The organism is Fontisphaera persica, from assembly GCF_024832785.1.
GTDB lineage: Bacteria > Verrucomicrobiota > Verrucomicrobiia > Limisphaerales > Fontisphaeraceae > Fontisphaera > Fontisphaera persica.
In genome coordinates this window covers 3967296-3986924 of the sequence record NZ_CP116615.1, presented here as the reverse complement: position 1 = coordinate 3986924, position 19629 = coordinate 3967296, and the positions used below count along the sequence as shown (strand labels likewise).

The window sequence follows — 19629 nt, the reverse complement described above, 5'->3', positions numbered from 1 at the left end:
AGGTGATTAACTCGTGGGCAGGCCAATGTGGCAGGCATGGCCCTGCATCAGATTTTGCTCGTGAGCGCGGTAGGTTTGCAGGCGGTCGGCCAGCAAATCAAAGTCCACCAGGTGCCCGTCAAATTCCGGTCCGTCCACGCAGGCAAACATCGTTTTGCCCCCCACGTCCACCCGGCAGCCGCCGCACATGCCGGTGCCGTCCACCATGATGGGGTTCAGGGAAACAATGGTGTGCACCTTCAGCGGCCGGGTCAACTCCGCCACGGCGCGCATCATCGGCACCGGCCCAACGGCGTACACGATATCCACCTCGCCCCGGGCCAGCAGCTCCCGCGTGGCGTCAGTCACAAACCCCTTGCGCCCGTACGAGCCGTCATCCGTGCACACCACCACCTCGCCCAGGCGCCGCAATTCCGCCTCATAAATCACCCATTCCCGCGAGCGGCCCCCAATCACGCTGGTGACCCGCACCCCCCGCCGATGCAATCCCTGGGCAATCGGATGCACCACCGCCGTCCCCACGCCGCCACCCACACACAGCGCATGGCCGCGCTCAATCAACTCCGTGGGCCGCCCCAACGGGCCGCACACCGTGGCAATAGCTTCCCCTTCCTGCATGGCCACCAGCTCCCGCGTGCTCTTGCCCACCGCCTGCACCACCAGCGTGATCACGCCCGCCGCCGGCTCCGCATCCGCAATCGTCAGCGGAATCCGCTCCGACTCCAGCGTGCGCTGCACAATGACAAATTGGCCGGGCGCGCGCGTCTCAGCAATGCGCCGGGCCTCGACCTCCAGCCGCGTGACATTCGGGCTGAGGGGTGTTCGCCGTACAATCCGATGCATAATCTCAAACTCCGGGCGCCCCCTGTGGTTCCGGGACGGCACCCCAAACAGACGGAGACTAAACGACAAGTTGCCCAAGTGGTCAAATGCCTAATTTGTTAAAATGTCACTGTTTTTTGCAGAACTCCCGCCAGGGCAAAACCCACCCAATGCCAGCAGCAATGCCTTGGAGGGGGGCTCTCCACGGCGTCCCACCAACAAAAGCCTTCCTCTCTCGCCGCAAGAGGGCTGGGGGCGCTCGGCCCTCGCTAAACGCATCACCCTGCCCCCCCTCTCCCTCTGGGAGAGGGCCGGGGTGAGGGAAAAAATCCAAGCCCTGGAAAAATCCTCCAGAGCTGGTCCGGCTTTTTCCGCCCACGCCATCACAGCCCGTGGGTTGATTGGCTTGACGGTAAGGCGCCGGCTGGGAAAGTATCGGCTCCGGGACATGCCAATCCCAAAAACATTGTTCGCGAGTCTTCAGGGCGCGTGGCGCCGCCAGCGGGCGTGTGGACTGGCGCTCTTCGCAGCCGTGACGGTTTTGCTGTCGCCCGCCTGCCACGCCGCGGAGACCAATGCCGTCCACCACGGTTTCCTCTACGATAAACACCGCCTGACGCTGGACTCCGGGCTGGAATGGGAAATCCTGGGCCCGCTGTACCTGCGCCGCGAATGGGAAACCTCGCAACTCCTGGCGTTTCCCCCGCTCTTTTCCTATCAACGCAACAGCGACCCTGAAGTGGATGCCGTGGAGTACGATTTCCTCTACCCCGTGCTGACCTATGACCGCTTTGGCTCGGAGTGGCGCTGGCAATTTTTTCAACTCCTCTCCTGGGCGGGCGGCAAAACCGGCGAGGACGAGCAACGCCGCCGATTTACCCTGTTTCCCCTGGTTTTTTATCAGTCCGCCGACCAGCCCACCAACAGCTATTGGGGCGTGATGCCATTCTATGGGCATCTCTACCACCGTCTGATGCGGGACGAAGTGCGCTGGGTCCTCTTTCCAGCCTACGTGCAAACCCGCAAACGGGACATCGTCACGGACAACTACCTCCTGCCGTTTGGGCATGTGCGGCGCGGATTGAGCCTGCGCGGCTGGCAGGTGTGGCCGCTGGTCGGGCATGAGGTGCGCCAGCCCTATCAGCGCACCAACCGCTTTGACGAGCTGGAGACCGTGCCGGGCCATGAAAAATGGTTTTTATTCTGGCCCTTCTTCCATGACCAGGTGACCGGCATCGGCACCGACAATGAACACCACGCCCAGGCCTTCATTCCCCTCTACAGCTTCGAGCGCGGCCCGCAGCGCGAAAGCACCGGCATCCTCTGGCCCTTCAGCTTCTCCTACACGGATGACCGCGCGCGCGGCTACCGCGAATGGAGCGCCCCCTGGCCGTTCGTCACTTTTGCCCGCGGCGAAGGCAAAACCATGAACCGCGTCTGGCCCCTTTACAGCCACGGCCAGACTGCCAGCCTGGAAAGCGAAACCGTCCTCTGGCCGCTGCGCAGTTACCGGCGCGTGCACTCCGAGCCGCTCGACCGTGAGCGCCTGCGCATTTTCTATTTCCTTTACTCGGATGCGGTGGAGAAAAACACCAGCACGCAAGAATACCGGCGGCGCACCTCCTTATGGCCGCTGTTCACCCATCGCAAGGAGCAGGACGGCAGCGAGCGCTTGCAGGTGTTGTCCCTGCTCGAGCCTTTCCTGCCGCAAAACAAAAGCATCCAGCGCAATTACTCCCCCGTCTGGAGCCTGTGGCGCGCCGAAAGCAACGCCGTCACCCGCGCCAGCTCCCAGTCGTTTCTCTGGAATTTCTACCGGCAGGAAGCCACGCCGGAGGAAAAGAAAACCTCCTTCTTTTTTGGTTTAATCAAGTTCAAAAGCAAACCCAGAAGCCACGGCGCCACGACCAACACCACCGCCGCGGCCACTTCGCCCGCACGCTAGCTTTTTCCCGTGTATCCAATGTTTCAACCTGGAACCAACCCTCCTTCAACCAACATGCTGATGCTCCAGTCCTCTTTTACCCGGCTCTGTGCCGCGGTGTGGTCCGCCATCATTTTGACCCTGTCGCTGCCCGCGGCTGAGACGCCCAAAAACCTGCGGGTTTATTATATCGGCAATAGCGTGACCGATACCATCCGCTATGCCCAACTGGCCCAACTGGCGGCCACGCGCGGCATCACCGTCACCTGGGGCCGCCACATGATTCCCGGCGCGCCCCTCGAGTGGCTCTACACCCATCCCAACGATGGTTTCCGCGAGCCGCCCTTCGGCGGCTGGCAAACCGCCCTCTCCGATTTTGCCTGGGACGCCATTTCTCTCCAGCCCTTTGACCGCCAATTGCACGGCAAAAACAAGGAGGGCGAAGACACCGGCGATGCCGCCCTCATCGCGAAGTGGGCGCGCATGGCCGCGGCGAAGAATCCCAACGTCCAGGTCTATATCTACGCCCGCTGGCCGCGCGTCACCCACCAGGGCAAAAGCATCCCCTTTGACAAAAATGATTATGACCCCACCAAGCCCGGCAGCGGCAATGATTTGTCCAAGGTGGATGATTTTTTAACCCGCTGGGAGGCCAAATACACCGGCGGCTGGGACGCCACCAATGAAACGCGCGACTACTTCGAGACCCTTCTGCGCGAAGTGCGGCGCCTGACGCCGGAACTTAAACGCCCCGTGCGCCTGGTGCCCGTGGGCCACGTCATGGCCGATTTGCATCAACAAATGAAGGCCGGCAAGGTGCCGGGCTGGACCAGCATTTACCAATTCTACAAAGACGGCATTCACCTCAACGAGCCGGGCAGCTACCTGGTGGCCTGCACGTATTTCGCCACCCTCTTCAAACAATCGCCGGAAGGCCTCCCCACCGCGCCCTACGGCCGCATCGCCCCCGAGCTGGCCCAGACCATTCAACAAACCGCCTGGCGCGTGGTGCGGGCGCATCCTGATTCAGGCGTCTCTCAACCCTAACTCAAGGCCTGCTTCAGCCAACGCTGAACGCTGGGGCCCGCCGCAGGCCCGGCCCAAGCCTCATCGCCTGCCCTGGTCCTGCTGCCCCTCCCTGGTCCGCCGCCGCGGCCATTCGATGCCCAGCACCCGCGCCCACGCCTTCAGAAATTCCCTTTGTTCCTCCGCCGGCAGGAGGTCCAGCCGCTGCCGCCGCAGCTCCCGCCAGAACTGGTCCGCCAAATCCATTTCCCGCCCCGGCGCGAGCGCCTCGGCCCCCTCCCCCAGGCGGGAGGCCGTCAACCGCAGCAACTGCAACATCGCCGCGCTCGGCTCCGCCTTGCCGCGCACAATCTGATTGATGTGACTGGGGGTGACCAGCAACTGCCGGGCCGTCTCGGACTGGCTCCAGCCCAGCCGTTGCATCCAGGCCACGAACTCACGCGCTGCGGGACTCATGTTGTAAATAATTTAAAAACAGGCTTGACCTGTCAATTAAATAAATTATAACCCGTCCCTGTAAATTATTTAATTATGCAAACTATGACAAGCTCAAACTCCACCCCCAAAAATCCTCCCGCCCACGCCGTCCCGCGCTCGCGCCGCGCCCTGGCGGCCCTGGCCGCCGAAGTCGCCGCGCTCAAGCTCGAGGAAGTGCGCCTCACCGCCGAACTGGACGCCCGGCTGCGTCTGGCCCGCGAGCAGGTGGAGCCGGCCCTCCAGCGGGTGCGGGGGGACATTGCCGCCAAAACCGCCGCCGTCCGCGCCTGGGCCGAATCGCATCCGGAGGCCTTTGGCGGGCGCCGCAGCCTGGAGCTGCCGCAGGCTCTGCTGGGCTGGCGCGCCTCGCCGCCGGCGCTCAAACCGCGCGCGGGCTGGACGTGGGAGCGCGTCACGGCCACCCTGAAGGACCAGCCGCAATGGCAGGCTTATTTGCGCGTGCGCGAAGAGCCTAACAAAGTCCGCCTGCTGGCGGACCGCGTGGCCCTGGGCGAGGCGGCCCTGGCCGCCGTGGGTCTTTGTGTGCAGCAGGAGGAGCTGTTCTTCATTGAGCCGCGCCTGGAAGCCACGCAGGTCCCCGCGCGCGAGTCCCTGGCCGCCTGATGCCATGACACCCGCCGCTGCCACCACCTCCCGGCCAGCCCCACCGTCCGCCGCCTGTGCGGTGCGCCCCCTCTGGACCATCAGCGGGGCCACCGCCTGGCTGCGGCGGCATCCGGATGATGTCCTGCGCATGATTGAGGACGGCCGCCTGGAATGGGCATGGGACATCGCGGCCGGCCCCTGCCGCCGCCGCCGCGAAATCCGCATCTGGTTTGAGTCGCTCGAATGGGCGCGCCGCCACCTGGGCTGCCGGGCCGCCGCAATGCTGTTGAGCCCCTCGCCAACACCGGCGCAGGTGGTCGAGCGAATCATTGGCCATCATCGCCCCCTCCTGCGCGGCAGCGAAGTGCAGGCCCTCCTGAATTGCGATCGCAACCTGGTCTTCCGGCATCTCCGCTCCGGCGCCTTGCGCCCGGCCAGTGGCCAGGCCTCGCTCACCTGCCGCACGCCGCTCATCTCCCGCGAAAGCCTTGAGCGTTTCCTGCTGGCCCGCCGCATTCAATGACAAGGGTGCGGCAGGCAGGCCTGAACCCCGGGAAACAGCCCCCGGTCAGCCATGGTGCTGACATCGTCGGCGTGCCACAGCCCCCGCCGAGATTTTCTCTTGCCCTGCGACGCTGCCGCATTAGGATGCCGCACCAATGGTTGAACCGACGAAAGCTAATCCTGAACCCATCGTCATCTTGCTGGCAGAAGATGACCCGGACGACCGCCTGTTGACCCGCGAAGCGCTGGCCGAAAGCCGCCTGGCCAACGATTTGCGCTGCGTGGAAAATGGCGAGGAGCTGATGGCCTACCTCCGCCAGCAGGGACCGTATGCCGCCCCCGGGGCCGCCCCCCGCCCGGGCCTTATTCTGCTGGACTTGAACATGCCCCGCAAAGACGGGCGCGAGGCCCTGGCGGAAATCAAGGCCGACGCTGACCTGCGCCAGATTCCCATTGTCGTCCTGACCACCTCCAAGGCCGAAGAGGACATTTTCCGCAGTTACGATTTGGGGGTCAGTTCGTTCATCACCAAGCCGGTCACCTTCGAGGGGCTGGTGGAAGTCATGAAAGTGCTGGGACGCTACTGGTTTGAAATTGTGGAGCTGCCGCCATCCACTCCCCCGGTGGGCGGCGCCACCTAAGCTGTCTGTTGCCGCCGCCAGGGAGGCACGGCAGCCCGCTGCAGAATCGCCGTTATGGAGCCGGAGCTGCTGCACATTTTAATGGTGGACGATGACGAGGATGACCACGTCATGACGCGGGCCTTGCTCGCCGAATGCCTCGGTGACCGCTTTCGCCTGGATGACGCCACCACCCTGGCCGGTGGATTGGCCATGCTCGAGCGCCAGCGCTACGATGTCTGTCTTTGCGATTATCGCCTGGGGGAGCATACCGGCCAGGACTTCCTGGAGCAGGCGCGCCGCCTGCCACATTGCCCCCCCATCATCATCCTGACCGGCCTGAATGACCTCGAGGTGGACATGGCCGTGATGAAAGCCGGCGCGGCCGATTATCTCAACAAAGCCGGCCTGGACGCCCGCACCCTCGAGCGGGCCATTCGTTATACCGTTGAACACCACCGCACCTCCAACGCCCTCCGCCAGCAGCTCTCCCGCATCAGCCTCCTGAACCAGACCACCCGCGCCGTGGCCGAGCGCCTGGATTTGCCCAGCATCTTTCAGGTGGCCTTGAAGCATCTGGAGGAACACCTGCCGGTGCGCTTTGGCCTGGTTTGCGCCTTTCCCGCAGGCCTGGACAAAGCCCATATCATCGCCCTTGGCCCCCGCAGCCGCGCCCTGGCCGCCGAGCTGGGCTGGCAGGAGGGCGCCCCGTTGCCCGTCGCCAAAACCTGCCTCGAAAATTGCATCCGCGGAGCGCTGGGTCGGCGCGGTCAGGAACGCCCCGCCCAGGGATTTGAAGCCGAGCTGGAACGTTTGGGCCTGGAGCATCTGGTGGCGGTCCCGCTGGCCGCCGAGCAATCCATGCTCGCCGCCATGCTCTTGGCCCGGCCGGCCGCGGACCCTTTCTCGGAAGCGGAAACGGATTTCCTGCGCGCCCTGGCCGAGCACATCTCGCTGGCGGCGCGCCACGTGAAGCTGCATGAAGATTTGCAGGCCGCCTACAACCAGTTGCAGGAACGCCAGCAGGCCGCCCTGCGGCAGGAGCGCCTGGCGGCCGTCGGCCAGCTCGCCGCCGGCGTGGCCCATGAGTTCAACAACATTTTGACCATCATCCAGGGGTACGCCAGCCTGCTGTTGAGCCGCAGCCCGCAGGACCATCCGCAAGCCGCCTCCCTGCGCCATATTCTCAACGGCACGGAGCGCGCCTCCCGCCTGGTCAGCCAGTTGCTGGCCTTCAGCCGCCAGCAAATGCTGCAACCCGAGCCGGTGGATTTCAACCAGGTCGTGGACCGCGTGGGCAAAATGCTGGACCAAACCGTCGAGGAAAACGTGCGCGTTCACCTCCAGCTCGCCCCCGACCTCCCGCGCGTGGCCGCCGACGCCGGCATGTTGGAGCAAATCGTCCTCAACCTGGCCATCAACGCCCGCGACGCCATGCCCCACGGCGGAGACCTGGTCATCCGCACTTCCCTCGTCGAAGTCGGCCCCGGCGCCGAGTCCCGCCATCCCGAGGCGCGCCCGGGGCGTTTTGTCTGCCTGACGGTGGCCGATACCGGCTGCGGCATGGACCCGCAAACCCTCAGCCGCTTGTTTGAACCCTTTTTCACCACCAAGGACGTGGGCAAAGGCACCGGCATGGGGCTGGCCACCGTTTATGGCATCGTCAAACAGCACCAGGGCTGGATTGAGGTCGAAAGTCATCCAGGCCAGGGCTCCACCTTCCGCGTGCTGCTGCCCGCCCTGGCCGAAACCCTCGCTCCGCCGCTGCCCTCAACCGCCCCCCAGGCGGGGGCGGCCAAGGTCATCCTGGTGGTGGAGGACGAACCGGATTTGCGCCTCCTGGCGCAGGAAATTTTACAAGAGTACGGTTACCAGGTCCTCACCGCCGCCAACGGGCCGGAAGCCCTCGAAATCTGGAATCAACAGCAAGGCCAGGTGGATTTGCTCCTCACCGACATGGTCATGCCCGGCGGCATGAGCGGGGAAGAGCTGGCCGTCGAGCTGCGGCAACGCCGCCCCAGCCTGAAAATCATTTACACCAGCGGCTACAGCGTGGACTTTGCCGGCCGCCGCATCGAAACCGGTCCGGGCGTGCGCTTTATTGCCAAACCTTACCCGCCGGCGCGCCTCATCGAACTCATCCAGGAGTGTCTGGCCACACAATAGCGGCCACCCGCCCCTGCGCGGGCCGCAGCCAAAGCACGCCACCCCTCTCTCCCTTGGAGAAAGGCGCAGGGTGAGGATTTTGGTGGAACGCCACCCCCAGCACCCCTCCCTCTCCGGGCGGAAGCCGGCGCAAGGGGGAAAATCTTAATGTATCCTTGTCTTTTTCGGCCCATCCTCTACTATCATCCCATGACCCGTTACTCGCAGTCGCGAGTCCCGGCAACCACACCCAGCACAGCATGAACGGCGGTTCACGACAGCGGCTGGCGCATGTGTCCTGGCATTTTGCCCTGGACATGGTGCTGTTCATTCTGGCCTTCATGCTCGGGATTTATCTGCGGTTTTTGGGCGACAGCACCCTGGTGTACACCGCCCAATGGACCTACTACCCGAGCCTGATTTGGGGCGCCCTGGTGTTTGCCTCGGCCAGTTACATTTTCGGCCTCTACGCCCCCCAAACCCAGCATCAAAGTCTCTTCACCCGCGCCCTGGTCATCCTCCTCAACCTCGGCCTGGCCGTGCTGCTCATGACGGCCATGTTCTATTTGAATTATTCCTCGCGGGTGGGCCGCGGCGTGATGGCTTACAGCTCCATTTTTGCCTTCCTGTTTATTCTGCTGCATCACGTCCTGATTTTGCGCCAACTGGCCTCGTACCGTGAGCGGGTGGCCCTGGTGGTCACCGATGCCGAAGACGAAAAGGAGACCCAATGGTTTGACAGCTTCTGGCAGGGCCGCCTGGAATTGGTGGGGCTGGTGTGCGCCCCGGGCTACACGCCGCGCGCCGGCGTGGCGGCCCTGGGCACCACCGCCCAGCTCGCCGACCTCGTGCGACAGCACCGCATTGACCGCGTGCTGTGCACCAATCGCGCGCTGGACCACCCCGCTTTGTGCCAGGAATTTTGCCGCCTGCGCTACTCCGGCGAAACGGTGATGCCCCTCATGGCCTTGTGCGAGGAAGTCCATCAACTGGTGCCCCTGGAGCTGATGTCGCCCGCCTGGCTCATCAGTGCCAGCGCCGCCCCGCACCTGCTTTACATCAAAAAAGCCAAACGCGGCTTTGACATCCTGGTTTCGCTGTCCCTCCTGCTCGTCCTCGGCCTGCCGCTGCTGCTCGCCATGCTGGCCGTGCGCCTGACCTCGCCCGGCCCCATTTTTTACCGCCAGGTCCGGACGGGCCGTTTTGGGCGCCCCTTCACCCTGCTGAAGCTGCGCTCCATGCGCGTGGATGCCGAGGCGGACGGCCCGCGCTGGGCCGCCGCCAATGATGACCGCGTCACGCCGGTGGGCCGCTTCCTGCGCCGCTACCGCATTGATGAAATCCCCCAGCTTCTCAACGTCCTGCGCGGCGAGATGTCCTTCGTCGGCCCACGCCCCGAGCGGCCTGAATTCATTGAGGAGCTGGCCCGCCAGGTGCCCTACTACAAGGAACGGTTGATGATTCAGCCCGGCCTCACCGGCTGGGCCCAGGTGCGCTACCCCTATGGCGCCTCGGTGGAAGACGCCCGCCGCAAACTCGAATATGACCTGTATTACATGAAACACATGAGCCTGTTTCTGGATTGCTTCATCCTGCTGGACACGGTGCGCATCGTCCTCCGCGGCGGCCTGGACGAATCCCACAAACAAGCCGTGCCCGAGTATCGCGTGAATCGCGGCGCCCCGGCCAGCCTCTCCGCGCCGGCCCCCGCCCCCACCGGCCCCCCACAGTAAGGAAGCCCGCCGGCATGTGTGAACCGCCACGCTCACCCGAGGCCCTGCGCCGCCATTACGAAGTGGAACGCGAGCTGGCCCGGCGTCTCCGCCACTCGAGCCGCGCCGAGCGGGCGGCCCTGTACCAAACCCTCTACACCGAACTGTTTGCGCGCGTGCCGGACCATCCGCGCCTCACGCGCCGCGAAGACCCCGAACGCACCCGCCGCGCCGTGGCAGCCCGCCTGGCGCTGCTGCGCCCTTTCCTGGGCCGGACACAAACTTTCCTGGAAATCGCCCCCGGCGACTGCGCCCTGGCCTTCGCCATGTGCCAGCACGCGCGCGAGGTTATTGCCGTGGATATTTCGGACCAAACCGCGCCCACCGCGCAGCGCCCGCCCAACTTCCGCCTCGTGGTGTACGATGGGTATCACCTGGACCTCCCCCCCGCCTCGGTGGACCTGGCCTTCAGCTACCAGTTTCTGGAGCACCTTCATCCCGAGGATGTGCCCGGGCATTTGCAGCTCATTCACCGGCTGCTTCGGCCCGGCGGGGTGTATGTGCTGGCCACGCCCCACCGTTTCAGCGGCCCGCATGACATCTCCGCCCATTTCAGCGACACTCCGGAAGGGTTTCATCTGCAGGAATGGACCTATGGCGAGCTGCGCACCGCGCTGCGGCAGCACGGCTTCAGCCGGGTCTGTCCGTACCGCGCCGGCCGCCTGCACGCCCATCCGCTGTGGGACACCCTGGAACGGACGCTGGAAGGGATTTGGGCGTGCTTTCCCCGCCGCTGGCAGCGCCGCCTGAGCCGCCGTCTTTTCCAAAGCGTGACCGTGGCCGCATGGAAATGAACACCCCCACTCCACCCAGCAACACCCCCCGCCGCCGCTGGTTGAATGGCACGGTCCTGGGCATTGGCCTGGCCTCGCTGTTGAGTGACTGGTCGCATGAAATCGCCACAGCCGTCATGCCGGCCTTTCTGGCCAGCCTGGGCGTGGCGGCCGCCTGGCTCGGCCTCATTGAGGGTGTCAGTGATGGCCTCTCCAGCTTCGCCAAAATGGCCAGCGGCTATTACACCGACAAACTCCCCCGCCGCAAACCCATCGCCGTGGCCGGCTACCTCGTCACCGCCCTGGGCACCGCCGCCTTTGGTCTGGCCACCGCCGCGTGGCATGTCCTGCTGGCCCGGGCCACCGCGTGGCTGGGCCGCGGCGTGCGCACTCCCGTCCGCAAAGCCCTCCTGGCGGCGGCGGTGACGCGGGAAACCTACGGGCGCGCCTTTGGCTTCGAGCGCATGATGGACACCGTGGGGGCCATCATCGGCCCCGCCACCGCCCTGGTGCTGCTGCAATGGACCGGCCATCACTATCCCACCTTGTTTGCGCTGACCCTCATCCCCGGCTTGCTGGCAGTGGGCGCCATTGTCTTCCTGGTCCGTGAACGTGAGCGCAAACCGGTGCCCCATATTTCCTTTGGCCAGCGCCTGCGCGCCCTGCCCGGGCCGTTTCGCAAATTCCTGGTGGCCGTCGGCCTCTTTGGGGCGGGCGACTTTGCGCATACCCTGCTGATCCTGCTGGCCGCCCAAAAACTGGCGCCCGAATGGGGCACAGCCCGCGCCGCCAGTCTGGCCGTCGGCCTGTACGTGGCGCACAACGTCTGCTACGCCGGCTTCTCGATGGTGGCCGGCGTTCTGGCGGACCGCTTTCCCAAACCCAAAGTGCTGGCCGCTGGTTATGGCCTGGCGGCCGGCATGGCGCTGCTCATCATCCTGGCGCCCATGAACTTGTGGACCCTGGGCCTGGTGTTTCTCCTGGGCGGGATTTACGTGGCCATCGAAGAGACCCTCGAGGACTCCCTCTGCGCCGAACTGGTGACACAGGAAAATCACGGCATGGGTTTTGGCGTCCTGGCCACCGTCAACGGCGTGGGCGACTTTCTTTCCAGTGCGGTCGTGGGCCTGTTATGGACGGCCTTGGGCACTTCGGTTGCCTTCGGTTACAGCGCCGTGCTGTTCATCCTGGGCGCCCTGCTGGTGTACACCCTTCCGACTGCCCCCAAGCCCGCGGATTCCACCGCGCTTGCGGGTTGATGCCGCACGCCTTTCCCGGAGACGAAGGCTCCGCGCTTCCATCTCGCAGGGCATTTCCTTTTCCCCGGCCATGACCTGCCCGTCCCCCCGCAGGCGGAAGAAAACCGCCGAACCGCCGCCAGGGCAGGCGTCCGGCCCCGGCGCAAATGAATAATTTTGGCTTGGAAGGCGGTCTAATTTGTGGAAACTGCTGGCTTTCCGATGGTGGAAAAGCAAAGCAAATCAAAAAGAAATTGATGGTCATGAGAAATGTAATTGCCTTGATGATGGCCGGCGCGCTGTGGGCGCTGGTGATGACGGTCAATGTGGCGGCCGCCGACCTGGCCCCCCTGCCGCTCAAGATTCCGCAACCGACGCTCAAAGGGACACCGGAGGATTTGCCCAGCGGCCCCAACGTGGAGCCCGTGCCGGAGAAGGAGCCGCCGCCTTTCATGGCCCCGCAGGGGGTGAAAAACGTGGCTTTGAAAAAGCCCGTGACTGCCAGCGACAAGAATCCCATCACGGGCACGCTGGAGCAGATTACTGACGGCGACAAGGAGGCGTTTGATGACCAGGTGGTGGAGATGCGCAAGGGCATCCAGTGGGTGCAGGTGGACTTGCAGGACATGTACAAGATTTATGCCATCGTGTTGTGGCATGACCATCGCTACATCCAGACCTACCAGCGGGTCATCATTCAGATTGCCGACGACGCCGAGTTCACCAAGAACGTCCGCACGCTGTTCAACAATGATTTTGAAAACAAGGCCGGCCTGGGCATCGGCAAGGACCGCCAGTATTTCGAGACACGCTGGGGCCGGGTGATTGACGGCAAGGGCGAGGTGGCCCGTTACGTGCGCTGGTATTCCAACGGCAGTCACTTGAGCGCCCTCAACAACCGCACGGAGATTGAGGTGTACGCCCTGCCGGCCAAATGAACGGCTGGCTGACCCGCGCTTTATTATTGCTGCTGGCCGCCGGGGCCATGGGGCTGAGGTTGCCCCAACTGGACCGGCGGCCGCTTCATAATGACGAGGGGGTCAACGCCTGGATTCTGCGGGGGCTGGTGGAAAAGGGCGAGTACCGCTACAACCCCGAGGAGTTTCACGGCCCCACGCTGCATTATATCTCCCTCCCCTTCGTCCTGGCGGCTTCTCCGGAAGCCCGGATGTCCGATGCCAATTTGCGCGTGGCGCCGGTGGTGTTTGGCGCGCTGCTGATTCTGCTGCTCGCCTGGCTGGCCGATGGTCTGGGGCGCGTGGCCACCGTGACCGCCGGCGTGTTGCTGGCCATCAGCCCGGCCTTTGTGTTCTACAGCCGGTATTTCATTCACGAAATATTCCTGATTTTTTTCACCTTCCTGGCCCTGGGCGCGGGCTGGCGCTACGTCCAGACCAGACGCTGGCCCTGGGCCATGGCTTGCGGCGCGGGCATCGGCTTGATGTATGCCACCAAGGAGACGTTTGTGTTTCAAGTGGCCGCCGCCATGGCCGGCGTGGCCATGGCCCGGTGGTGGCTGCGGCGCGCCGGGACGGCTGAAGGCACACCGCGTCCCTGGTGGAATCCGCGCCACGGGCTGCTGGCGGCGGGGGCCTGCCTGCTGGCGGCGGGCCTGTTTTTTACGTCCTTTTTCACCCATCCCCGCGGCTTGCTCGACGCCGTGCTGACGTATGAGCACTGGATTTCCCGCGCCGGCGGCGCTTCGCCCCTCATCAAACCGTGGTATTACTATTTGGAGCATCTGTGTTGGTGGCATCCGCCGCGCAGCCATGTGTGGACGGAGGGCAGCATTGTATTACTGGCGCTGGTGGGCACGGGCGCCGTGTGTGCGCGCCGCCTGCCGGCGGGGGTCAGCCCGGCGCTGGGCCTGTTCCTGGTGGTGTACACCGCCGTCCTGCTCTTCATTTACACCGCCATCCCCTACAAGACCCCCTGGTGCCTGCTGGTTTTTCACCAGGGGCTGATTCTGCTGGCCGGCATCGGCGTGGCCTTTCTCTGGCAATGGGCGCGGGCGCGATGGGCCAAAGCAGTCTTGATTGTCCTGCTCGCCGGCATGGCCGGGCATTTGCTGTGGCAGGCGTGGCGCGCCGCGGTGCCCGTGGCCTACGACCGAACCAATCCCTACGTCCACAGCCAGACCATTCCCAACATCTTCGAGCTGGTGCAAAAAGTGAAGGCGGTGGCCGCCGTCCATCCCGAGGGCACCAACATGCTCATCAAGGTGGTGTCCCCCACCAGCGTATGGCCGTTGCCGTGGTACCTCCGGGAATTCGGCCGCATCGGCTGGTGGGAGGAAATGCCGGCTGACCCCTACGCGCCCGTGATGCTCATTAATGCCTCGCTGGGGGCGGAGCTGGACGAGAAGAGCAACAAGCAATATCTCATGGTGGGCTTGTTTGGCCTGCGCCCCCCGGCGCGGCGAAATCCGCCAGACACCTTTTTGGAAATGTACGTGGAGTACAAGCTCTGGGAGCGGTATGTCATGTCTCTGCCGCGCCATCGCGGGCAGGACGAGTAACCCGCCCCCCGCCAGGCCATTCCCCCACAAGGCGTAGTTTGCATTTCCTGCCAGAGTTAACCGCTTTCGCGGAGTGCCACCCAAGCATTCGCCTCCTTGGCCAGGTCCACCGCGGGGAGGTCCGAAAGAGTGACCCGGTGGCCGGCAGGGGATGCTTGACAGACTTTCGCTTCGGGGTTATTTAACATCGTTATATTTTTTAACGTGGTTAAGTCTTCTCCACAGCGTGAACGGCGGAGGGTGGCCTTGCGGGAGCAAATCCTGGAAGCAGCCCGTGACCTGTTTGTGAGCCGCGGCTATGAGGCGGTGACGATGCGCGAGCTGGCGGACCGCATCGGCTACACCGCCACGGCGCTGTATTACCATTTTCCCGACAAGGCCTCGTTGCTGCATGAATTGTGCCGCCGCGATTTTCTGGCGCTCCAGTCCTTTTTTCAGAAGCTGGCGCAGGTCAAGGACCCGGTGGAGCGGCTGCGGCAGGCGGGGCTGGCGTATGTGCGATTCGGGCTGGAGCATCCGCAGCATTATCGGTTCATGTTCATGACGCCATATCCCGAGCCGGCCCCGCATGAGGTGGACATTGCGCAAGGGGACCCGTCCCAGGACAGCTACGCCTTTTTGCGCCAGGCGGTGGAGGAGGCCATCCAGGCCGGCCGGTTTCTCCCCCAATACCGCGATGCCGAGCAGGTGGCGCAGATGTTGTGGGCGGCCATGCACGGCCTGGTGGCCCTGCATTTGAGCTGCCGGGACAGCCGCTGGCTTTCCTGGCGGCCCACGCGGCGGACGGCGGAGTTGATGGCGGAAACGATGCTGCGCGGCATGCTGCGCGAACCGGCCGGCCTGGCGCGGCCACGGGGACGGACGGTGGCGGCGGGGTCCTCCTCCCAGCGGAAAAGGAAAGCGGATGAAAAAGCGTAATTTGATTTTGTCGGGGTTGTTGCTGCTGCTGGTGGCCGGGGCGCTGGGCGGCATCAAGGCGCTGCAAATCGGACGGCTGATTGCCGCCGGGCAGGCGTTTGTGCCGCCGCCGATAGCCGTGGCCACAGTGGTGGCGCGGGAGGAGACGTGGCCCAGCCGGCTGGAAGCGGTGGGGACGGTGTCGGCCGTGCAGGGCGTGGCCATCAGCGCCGAGATTCCGGGCATGGTGCGGGAGATTTGTTTCACGGACGGCGCCATGGTCAAGGAGGGGGATTTGCTGGTGCGCCTGGACACCTCCAGCGAGGAGGCCCAATTACGCGCGGTGGAGGCGCAGGTGGAGCTGGCGCGCCTGCAGGTGCAGCGGTTGCGCAATCTCCGGCAGGGCGACACCGTGTCGCAATCGGAATTGGACACGGCGGAGGCCACCTTGAAAGCCACCATGGCCAATGCGGACGCCATCCGGGCGGTCATCGCCAAGAAAAACCTCCGCGCGCCGTTTGCGGGCCAGTTGGGGTTGCGGCAGGTGCATCTGGGGCAGTACGTCGAGGCGGGACGGGCGCTGGTGACGTTGCAAGCGCTGCGCCCGGTGTATGTGGATTTCTCGCTGCCGCAACAAACGCTGGGCGTGCTGCGCACGGGGCTGGTGGTGGAGGTGCAGAGCGACGCCTTTCCCCAGCGCCGCTTTGAGGGCCGGCTCATCGCCTTGTCGCCCGAAGTGCATGCCGACACCCGCAGTCTGGCCTTGCGCGCCATGCTGCCCAACACCGACCTGGCCTTGCGGCCGGGCATGTTTGTGCGCGTGTGGGTGACGTTGAACGGCGAACAGCGGGTGCTGGTGATTCCCGCCACCAGCGTGCTCAGCGCGCCCTATGGCGCCTCGGTGTTTGTGGTGGAGCCGCGCGCCGGCACCAACGGCCCGCCCGGCCTGGCCGTGCGCCAGCAATTTGTGCGGCTGGGCCGCAGCCAGGGGGACTGGGTGGTGGTGGAGGCCGGTTTGAAAGCCGGCGACAAAGTGGTCAACGGCGGCCTCTTCAAACTGCGCAACGGCGAAGCCGTGGTGGAGAACAACGAGCTGACGCCCAAGCCGGAAAAGTCCCCCCAGCCGCCCGACAGCTAACCCTCCCTGCTTGATGGCATGCGCACGCTGACTGATTTATTTATCCGGCGCCCGGTGCTGGCGGCGGTGGTGAACCTGGTGATCTTGATTGCCGGCATTCAGGCCATCAAGACGCTCAGCGTGCGGCAGTATCCGCGCAGCGAAAACGCGGCCGTGACGGTGACCACCGTCTATGTGGGGGCCAGCGCGGACCTGGTGCGCGGATTCATCACCACGCCGCTGGAGCGGGCCATCGCGGCCGCCGACGGCATTGATTACATCGAGTCGAGCAGCCGGCTGGGCATCTCCACCATCACAGTGCGGCTGAAGTTAAATTATGACCCCACCAAGGCGCTGGCGGAAATCAGCAGCAAGGTGGACCAGGTGCGCAACAACCTGCCGCCCGAGGCCGAGGTGCCCATCATCAACATTGAGCCGGCGGATTCGCAAATCGCCTCCGCCTACCTGAGCTTCACCTCCGAGCTGCTCGACGCCAATCAAATCACCGATTACCTCGTGCGTGTCGTGCAGCCGCGCCTTTCCGCCATCAGCGGCGTGCAGCGCGCCGACATCCTGGGCGGGCGCACCTTTGCCATGCGCATCTGGCTCAAGCCGGACCGCCTGGCGGCCCATGGCCTGACCCCCTATCAAGTGCGCGAGGCGCTGGCGGCCAATAATTTCCTTTCCGCCGTGGGCCGCACCAAGGGCGCGCTGGTGCAGGTGAATCTGACCGCCAACACCGATTTGCGCTCCGTCGAGGAGTTCAAGAACCTCGTCGTCAAACAAAGCGGCGACCGGCTCGTGCGGCTGCGGGACGTGGCCGACGTGGTGCTGGGCGCGGAGGACTACGAGGCGGAGGTGCGGTTCACGGGCCAGCAGGCGGTGTTCATCGGGGTCTGGGTGCTGCCCAACGCCAATTCCCTGGAGGTCATCCGGCGGGTGCGGGCGGAGATGGCCTCCATTCAAAAAGATTTGCCCACCGGCTTGCAGGGGCACATCGCTTACGACGCCACCGAGTATATCGAGCAGGCCATTCGGGAAGTGCTCAAAACACTGACCGAAACTCTCGCCATTGTGGCGGTGGTCATCTTTTTGTTTCTCGGCTCGGTGCGCTCGGTGCTGGTGCCGCTGGTGGCCATCCCGATTTCCCTCATTGGCGCGGCGTTTCTCATGCAGGTGATGGGCTTCACGCTCAACCTGCTGACCCTGCTGGCCATTGTGTTGTCGGTGGGGCTGGTGGTGGACGATGCCATTGTGGTGGTGGAAAACGTGGAGCGCCACGTCCGCGAAGGCCGCAGCGCGAAGGAGGCGGCCCTGCTGGGGGCGCGGGAGCTGGTCAGTCCCATCATCGCCATGACCATCACCCTGGCGGCGGTCTATGCGCCCATCGGCCTGCAAGGCGGGCTGACCGGCTCGCTCTTTCGCGAGTTTGCCTTCACCCTGGCGGGGGCGGTGTTCATCTCGGGGGTGGTGGCGCTGACGCTCTCGCCGGTGATGTCCTCCAAGCTGCTCCGGCCGGACCGCGAGGAGCGGGGCTTGTGCGGCACGGTCAATCATCTGTTTGACCGCCTCCGCCAGGCCTATGGCCGGGTGCTCGATGCCACGCTGGCCAATCGGGCGGCGGTGTACCTGCTGTGGGGGGGCCTGAGCCTGCTGGCCATTCCCATGTTCCAAATGTCCCCCAAGGAGCTGGCTCCCATGGAGGACCAAAGCGTGATTTTTGGCATCATTGAAGCCCCGGCCAATGCCACCATTGACCAGACGGTGTTTTACACCGAGGCTTTGAATCGGGACATGATGAAAATCCCCGAGGCGGCGCAGTCCTTTCAGGTCACCTTTCCGGACAACGGCTTTGCCGGGCTGGTGCTCAAGCCATGGGAGCAGCGCCAGCGCACGGTCTTTGAAGTGTTGCCGGAAGTGCAGGCCAGTTTTGACCGGGTGACCGGCATTCGCGCCATGGCGGTCACGCCCCCGGCCCTCCCCGGCGGGGGGACGTTTCCGGTGGAAATGGTCATCGCCTCCACGGCGGAGCCGGAGGTCATATTGCAATTTGCGGAGCAACTGCGGGACAAGGCGGCCCAGAGCGGCATGTTTGCCTTCCCGCCGATTATTGACACCAAGTTTGACCAGCCGGAGGTGGAGATTCAGTTGGACCGCGAGAAGGTGGCCGCGCTGGGGCTGAATCTGGCCCAGGTGGGGGCGGACCTCGGCACGTTGCTGGGCGGCAATTATGTCAACCGCTTCAGCTTGGACGGCCGCAGCTACAAGGTCATCCCCCAGGCCCGGCGCGTGGAGCGCCTCACCGCCGAGCAACTGGAAAGCGTGTACATCCGCGGCCCGCAGGGGCAGTTGATTCAGCTCAGCACCCTGGCCGAGCTGAAAACCAAAAACGGGCCGCGCTCGCTCAACCGTTTCCAGCAGTTCAACGCGGTGAAAATCAGCGGCGTGGCCATCCGGCCGCTCGAGGAAGCCCTGGCCTTTCTGGAAAAGGAGGCGGCGCAAATCCTGCCGCAGGGGTACAAACTGGATTACACCGGCGAGTCCCGCCAACTGCGGGTGGAGGGCAGCAAGTTTCTGCCCGCCTTCGGGCTGGCGGTGGTGATGATTTTTCTGGTGCTGGCCGCGCAGTTCAACAGTTTCCGCGACCCGTTTGTCATCCTGTTGGGCTCGGTGCCGCTGGCCATGTTTGGGGCGTTGACCTTCACCTTCCTCATGATGCCGGACCCGAATACGCCCTTCTGGACCAAAGGCTGGACCACCACCTTGAACATTTACTCGCAAATTGGCCTGGTCACGCTGGTGGGGCTGGTCTCCAAAAACGGCATTTTGATTGTGGAATTCGCCAACGAATTGCAACGCCGCGGGCGCACCAAGGCCCAGGCCGTGCGCGAAGCCGCCATGGTGCGGCTGCGTCCCGTCCTCATGACCTCCGCCGCCACGGTATGCGGCCATTTCCCGCTCACGCTGGTCACCGGCGCGGGGGCGGCGGCACGCAATTCCATTGGCATTGTGGTGGTGGCGGGCATGTTCCTGGGCACGATTTTCACCCTGCTGGTGATTCCGTCGCTCTACCTGCTCCTGGCCCGCGAACACGCCGCCGAAGCGCCAAGGCCGGTGGAGGAAGATTTGCCGGCCGCGGCCGGCGTGGCGGCAGAACCCGAGTCGCCCTGAGGCCAGCGAAATCCGGCAG

At 64.5% G+C, this 19629-nt stretch carries 16 protein-coding genes; 14 read left to right on the top strand and 2 right to left on the bottom strand.

Annotated features, from left to right (window positions below; all coding sequences use genetic code 11):
• Positions 1-6: 6 nt before the first annotated feature.
• A complete protein-coding gene (locus tag NXS98_RS14910) occupies positions 7-843 on the bottom strand; it encodes a sulfide/dihydroorotate dehydrogenase-like FAD/NAD-binding protein (RefSeq protein ID WP_283845823.1) in 837 nt (278 codons plus the stop codon).
• A 427-nt stretch (positions 844-1270) separates the two neighbouring features.
• Here NXS98_RS14910 and NXS98_RS14905 point away from each other — a divergent pair, with 427 nt between their 5' ends.
• Entirely contained in the window at positions 1271-2767 is a 1497-nt protein-coding gene (locus NXS98_RS14905) for a hypothetical protein (RefSeq protein ID WP_283845822.1), read from the top strand.
• Between the two features lie 54 nt (positions 2768-2821).
• The gene (locus NXS98_RS14900; RefSeq protein ID WP_283845821.1) at positions 2822-3793 is read left to right on the top strand and encodes an SGNH/GDSL hydrolase family protein; all 972 of its coding nucleotides are present in this window, start codon (positions 2822-2824) and stop codon (positions 3791-3793) included.
• A gap of 60 nt (positions 3794-3853) precedes the next feature.
• Here NXS98_RS14900 and NXS98_RS14895 read toward each other — a convergent pair whose 3' ends face one another.
• Positions 3854-4228 carry a helix-turn-helix domain-containing protein gene (locus NXS98_RS14895; protein ID WP_283845820.1) on the bottom strand — a complete coding sequence of 125 codons (375 nt, stop codon included), beginning with the start codon at positions 4226-4228 and terminating at the stop codon, positions 3854-3856.
• A gap of 84 nt (positions 4229-4312) precedes the next feature.
• Here NXS98_RS14895 and NXS98_RS14890 point away from each other — a divergent pair, with 84 nt between their 5' ends.
• The 12 genes from NXS98_RS14890 to NXS98_RS14835 all read left to right on the top strand — a co-directional run bounded on the left by NXS98_RS14890 (position 4313) and on the right by NXS98_RS14835 (position 19610).
• Entirely contained in the window at positions 4313-4873 is a 561-nt protein-coding gene (locus NXS98_RS14890; RefSeq protein ID WP_283845819.1) for a host-nuclease inhibitor Gam family protein, read from the top strand.
• A 4-nt stretch (positions 4874-4877) separates the two neighbouring features.
• Entirely contained in the window at positions 4878-5378 is a 501-nt protein-coding gene (locus NXS98_RS14885) for a hypothetical protein (RefSeq protein ID WP_283845818.1), read from the top strand.
• A gap of 136 nt (positions 5379-5514) precedes the next feature.
• Positions 5515-6000, top strand: a complete 486-nt coding sequence (locus NXS98_RS14880; RefSeq protein ID WP_283845817.1) for a response regulator — start codon at positions 5515-5517, stop codon at positions 5998-6000.
• Positions 6001-6054: 54 nt separating this feature from the next.
• Complete coding sequence (locus tag NXS98_RS14875; RefSeq protein WP_283845816.1) at positions 6055-8145, top strand: response regulator; 2091 nt, start codon at positions 6055-6057, stop codon at positions 8143-8145.
• A 239-nt stretch (positions 8146-8384) separates the two neighbouring features.
• Positions 8385-9857, top strand: coding sequence for an exopolysaccharide biosynthesis polyprenyl glycosylphosphotransferase (locus NXS98_RS14870; RefSeq protein ID WP_283845814.1), 1473 nt, complete (start codon positions 8385-8387; stop codon positions 9855-9857).
• A 14-nt stretch (positions 9858-9871) separates the two neighbouring features.
• Complete coding sequence (locus NXS98_RS14865; protein WP_283845813.1) at positions 9872-10690, top strand: class I SAM-dependent methyltransferase; 819 nt, start codon at positions 9872-9874, stop codon at positions 10688-10690.
• The gene (locus tag NXS98_RS14860; protein WP_283845812.1) at positions 10681-11928 is read left to right on the top strand and encodes an MFS transporter; all 1248 of its coding nucleotides are present in this window, start codon (positions 10681-10683) and stop codon (positions 11926-11928) included. The genes NXS98_RS14865 and NXS98_RS14860 overlap by 10 nt, the downstream gene beginning before the upstream one ends.
• Positions 11929-12170: 242 nt before the next feature.
• On the top strand, positions 12171-12845 hold the full coding sequence (locus NXS98_RS14855; protein ID WP_283845811.1) for a hypothetical protein: 675 nt from the start codon (positions 12171-12173) through the stop codon (positions 12843-12845).
• Complete coding sequence (locus NXS98_RS14850; protein WP_283845810.1) at positions 12842-14425, top strand: flippase activity-associated protein Agl23; 1584 nt, start codon at positions 12842-12844, stop codon at positions 14423-14425. Before NXS98_RS14855 ends, NXS98_RS14850 begins: the two co-directional genes overlap by 4 nt.
• Before the next feature lie 204 nt (positions 14426-14629).
• Positions 14630-15343: a TetR/AcrR family transcriptional regulator gene (locus NXS98_RS14845; protein WP_283845809.1), complete on the top strand. Its 714-nt coding sequence runs from the start codon at positions 14630-14632 to the stop codon at positions 15341-15343.
• Positions 15330-16460 (top strand): efflux RND transporter periplasmic adaptor subunit, encoded by a 1131-nt coding sequence (locus NXS98_RS14840; RefSeq protein ID WP_283845808.1) that lies wholly within the window; start codon positions 15330-15332, stop codon positions 16458-16460. The genes NXS98_RS14845 and NXS98_RS14840 overlap by 14 nt, the downstream gene beginning before the upstream one ends.
• Positions 16461-16478: 18 nt before the next feature.
• On the top strand, positions 16479-19610 hold the full coding sequence (locus tag NXS98_RS14835) for an efflux RND transporter permease subunit (RefSeq protein WP_283845807.1): 3132 nt from the start codon (positions 16479-16481) through the stop codon (positions 19608-19610).
• Positions 19611-19629: the final 19 nt, after the last annotated feature.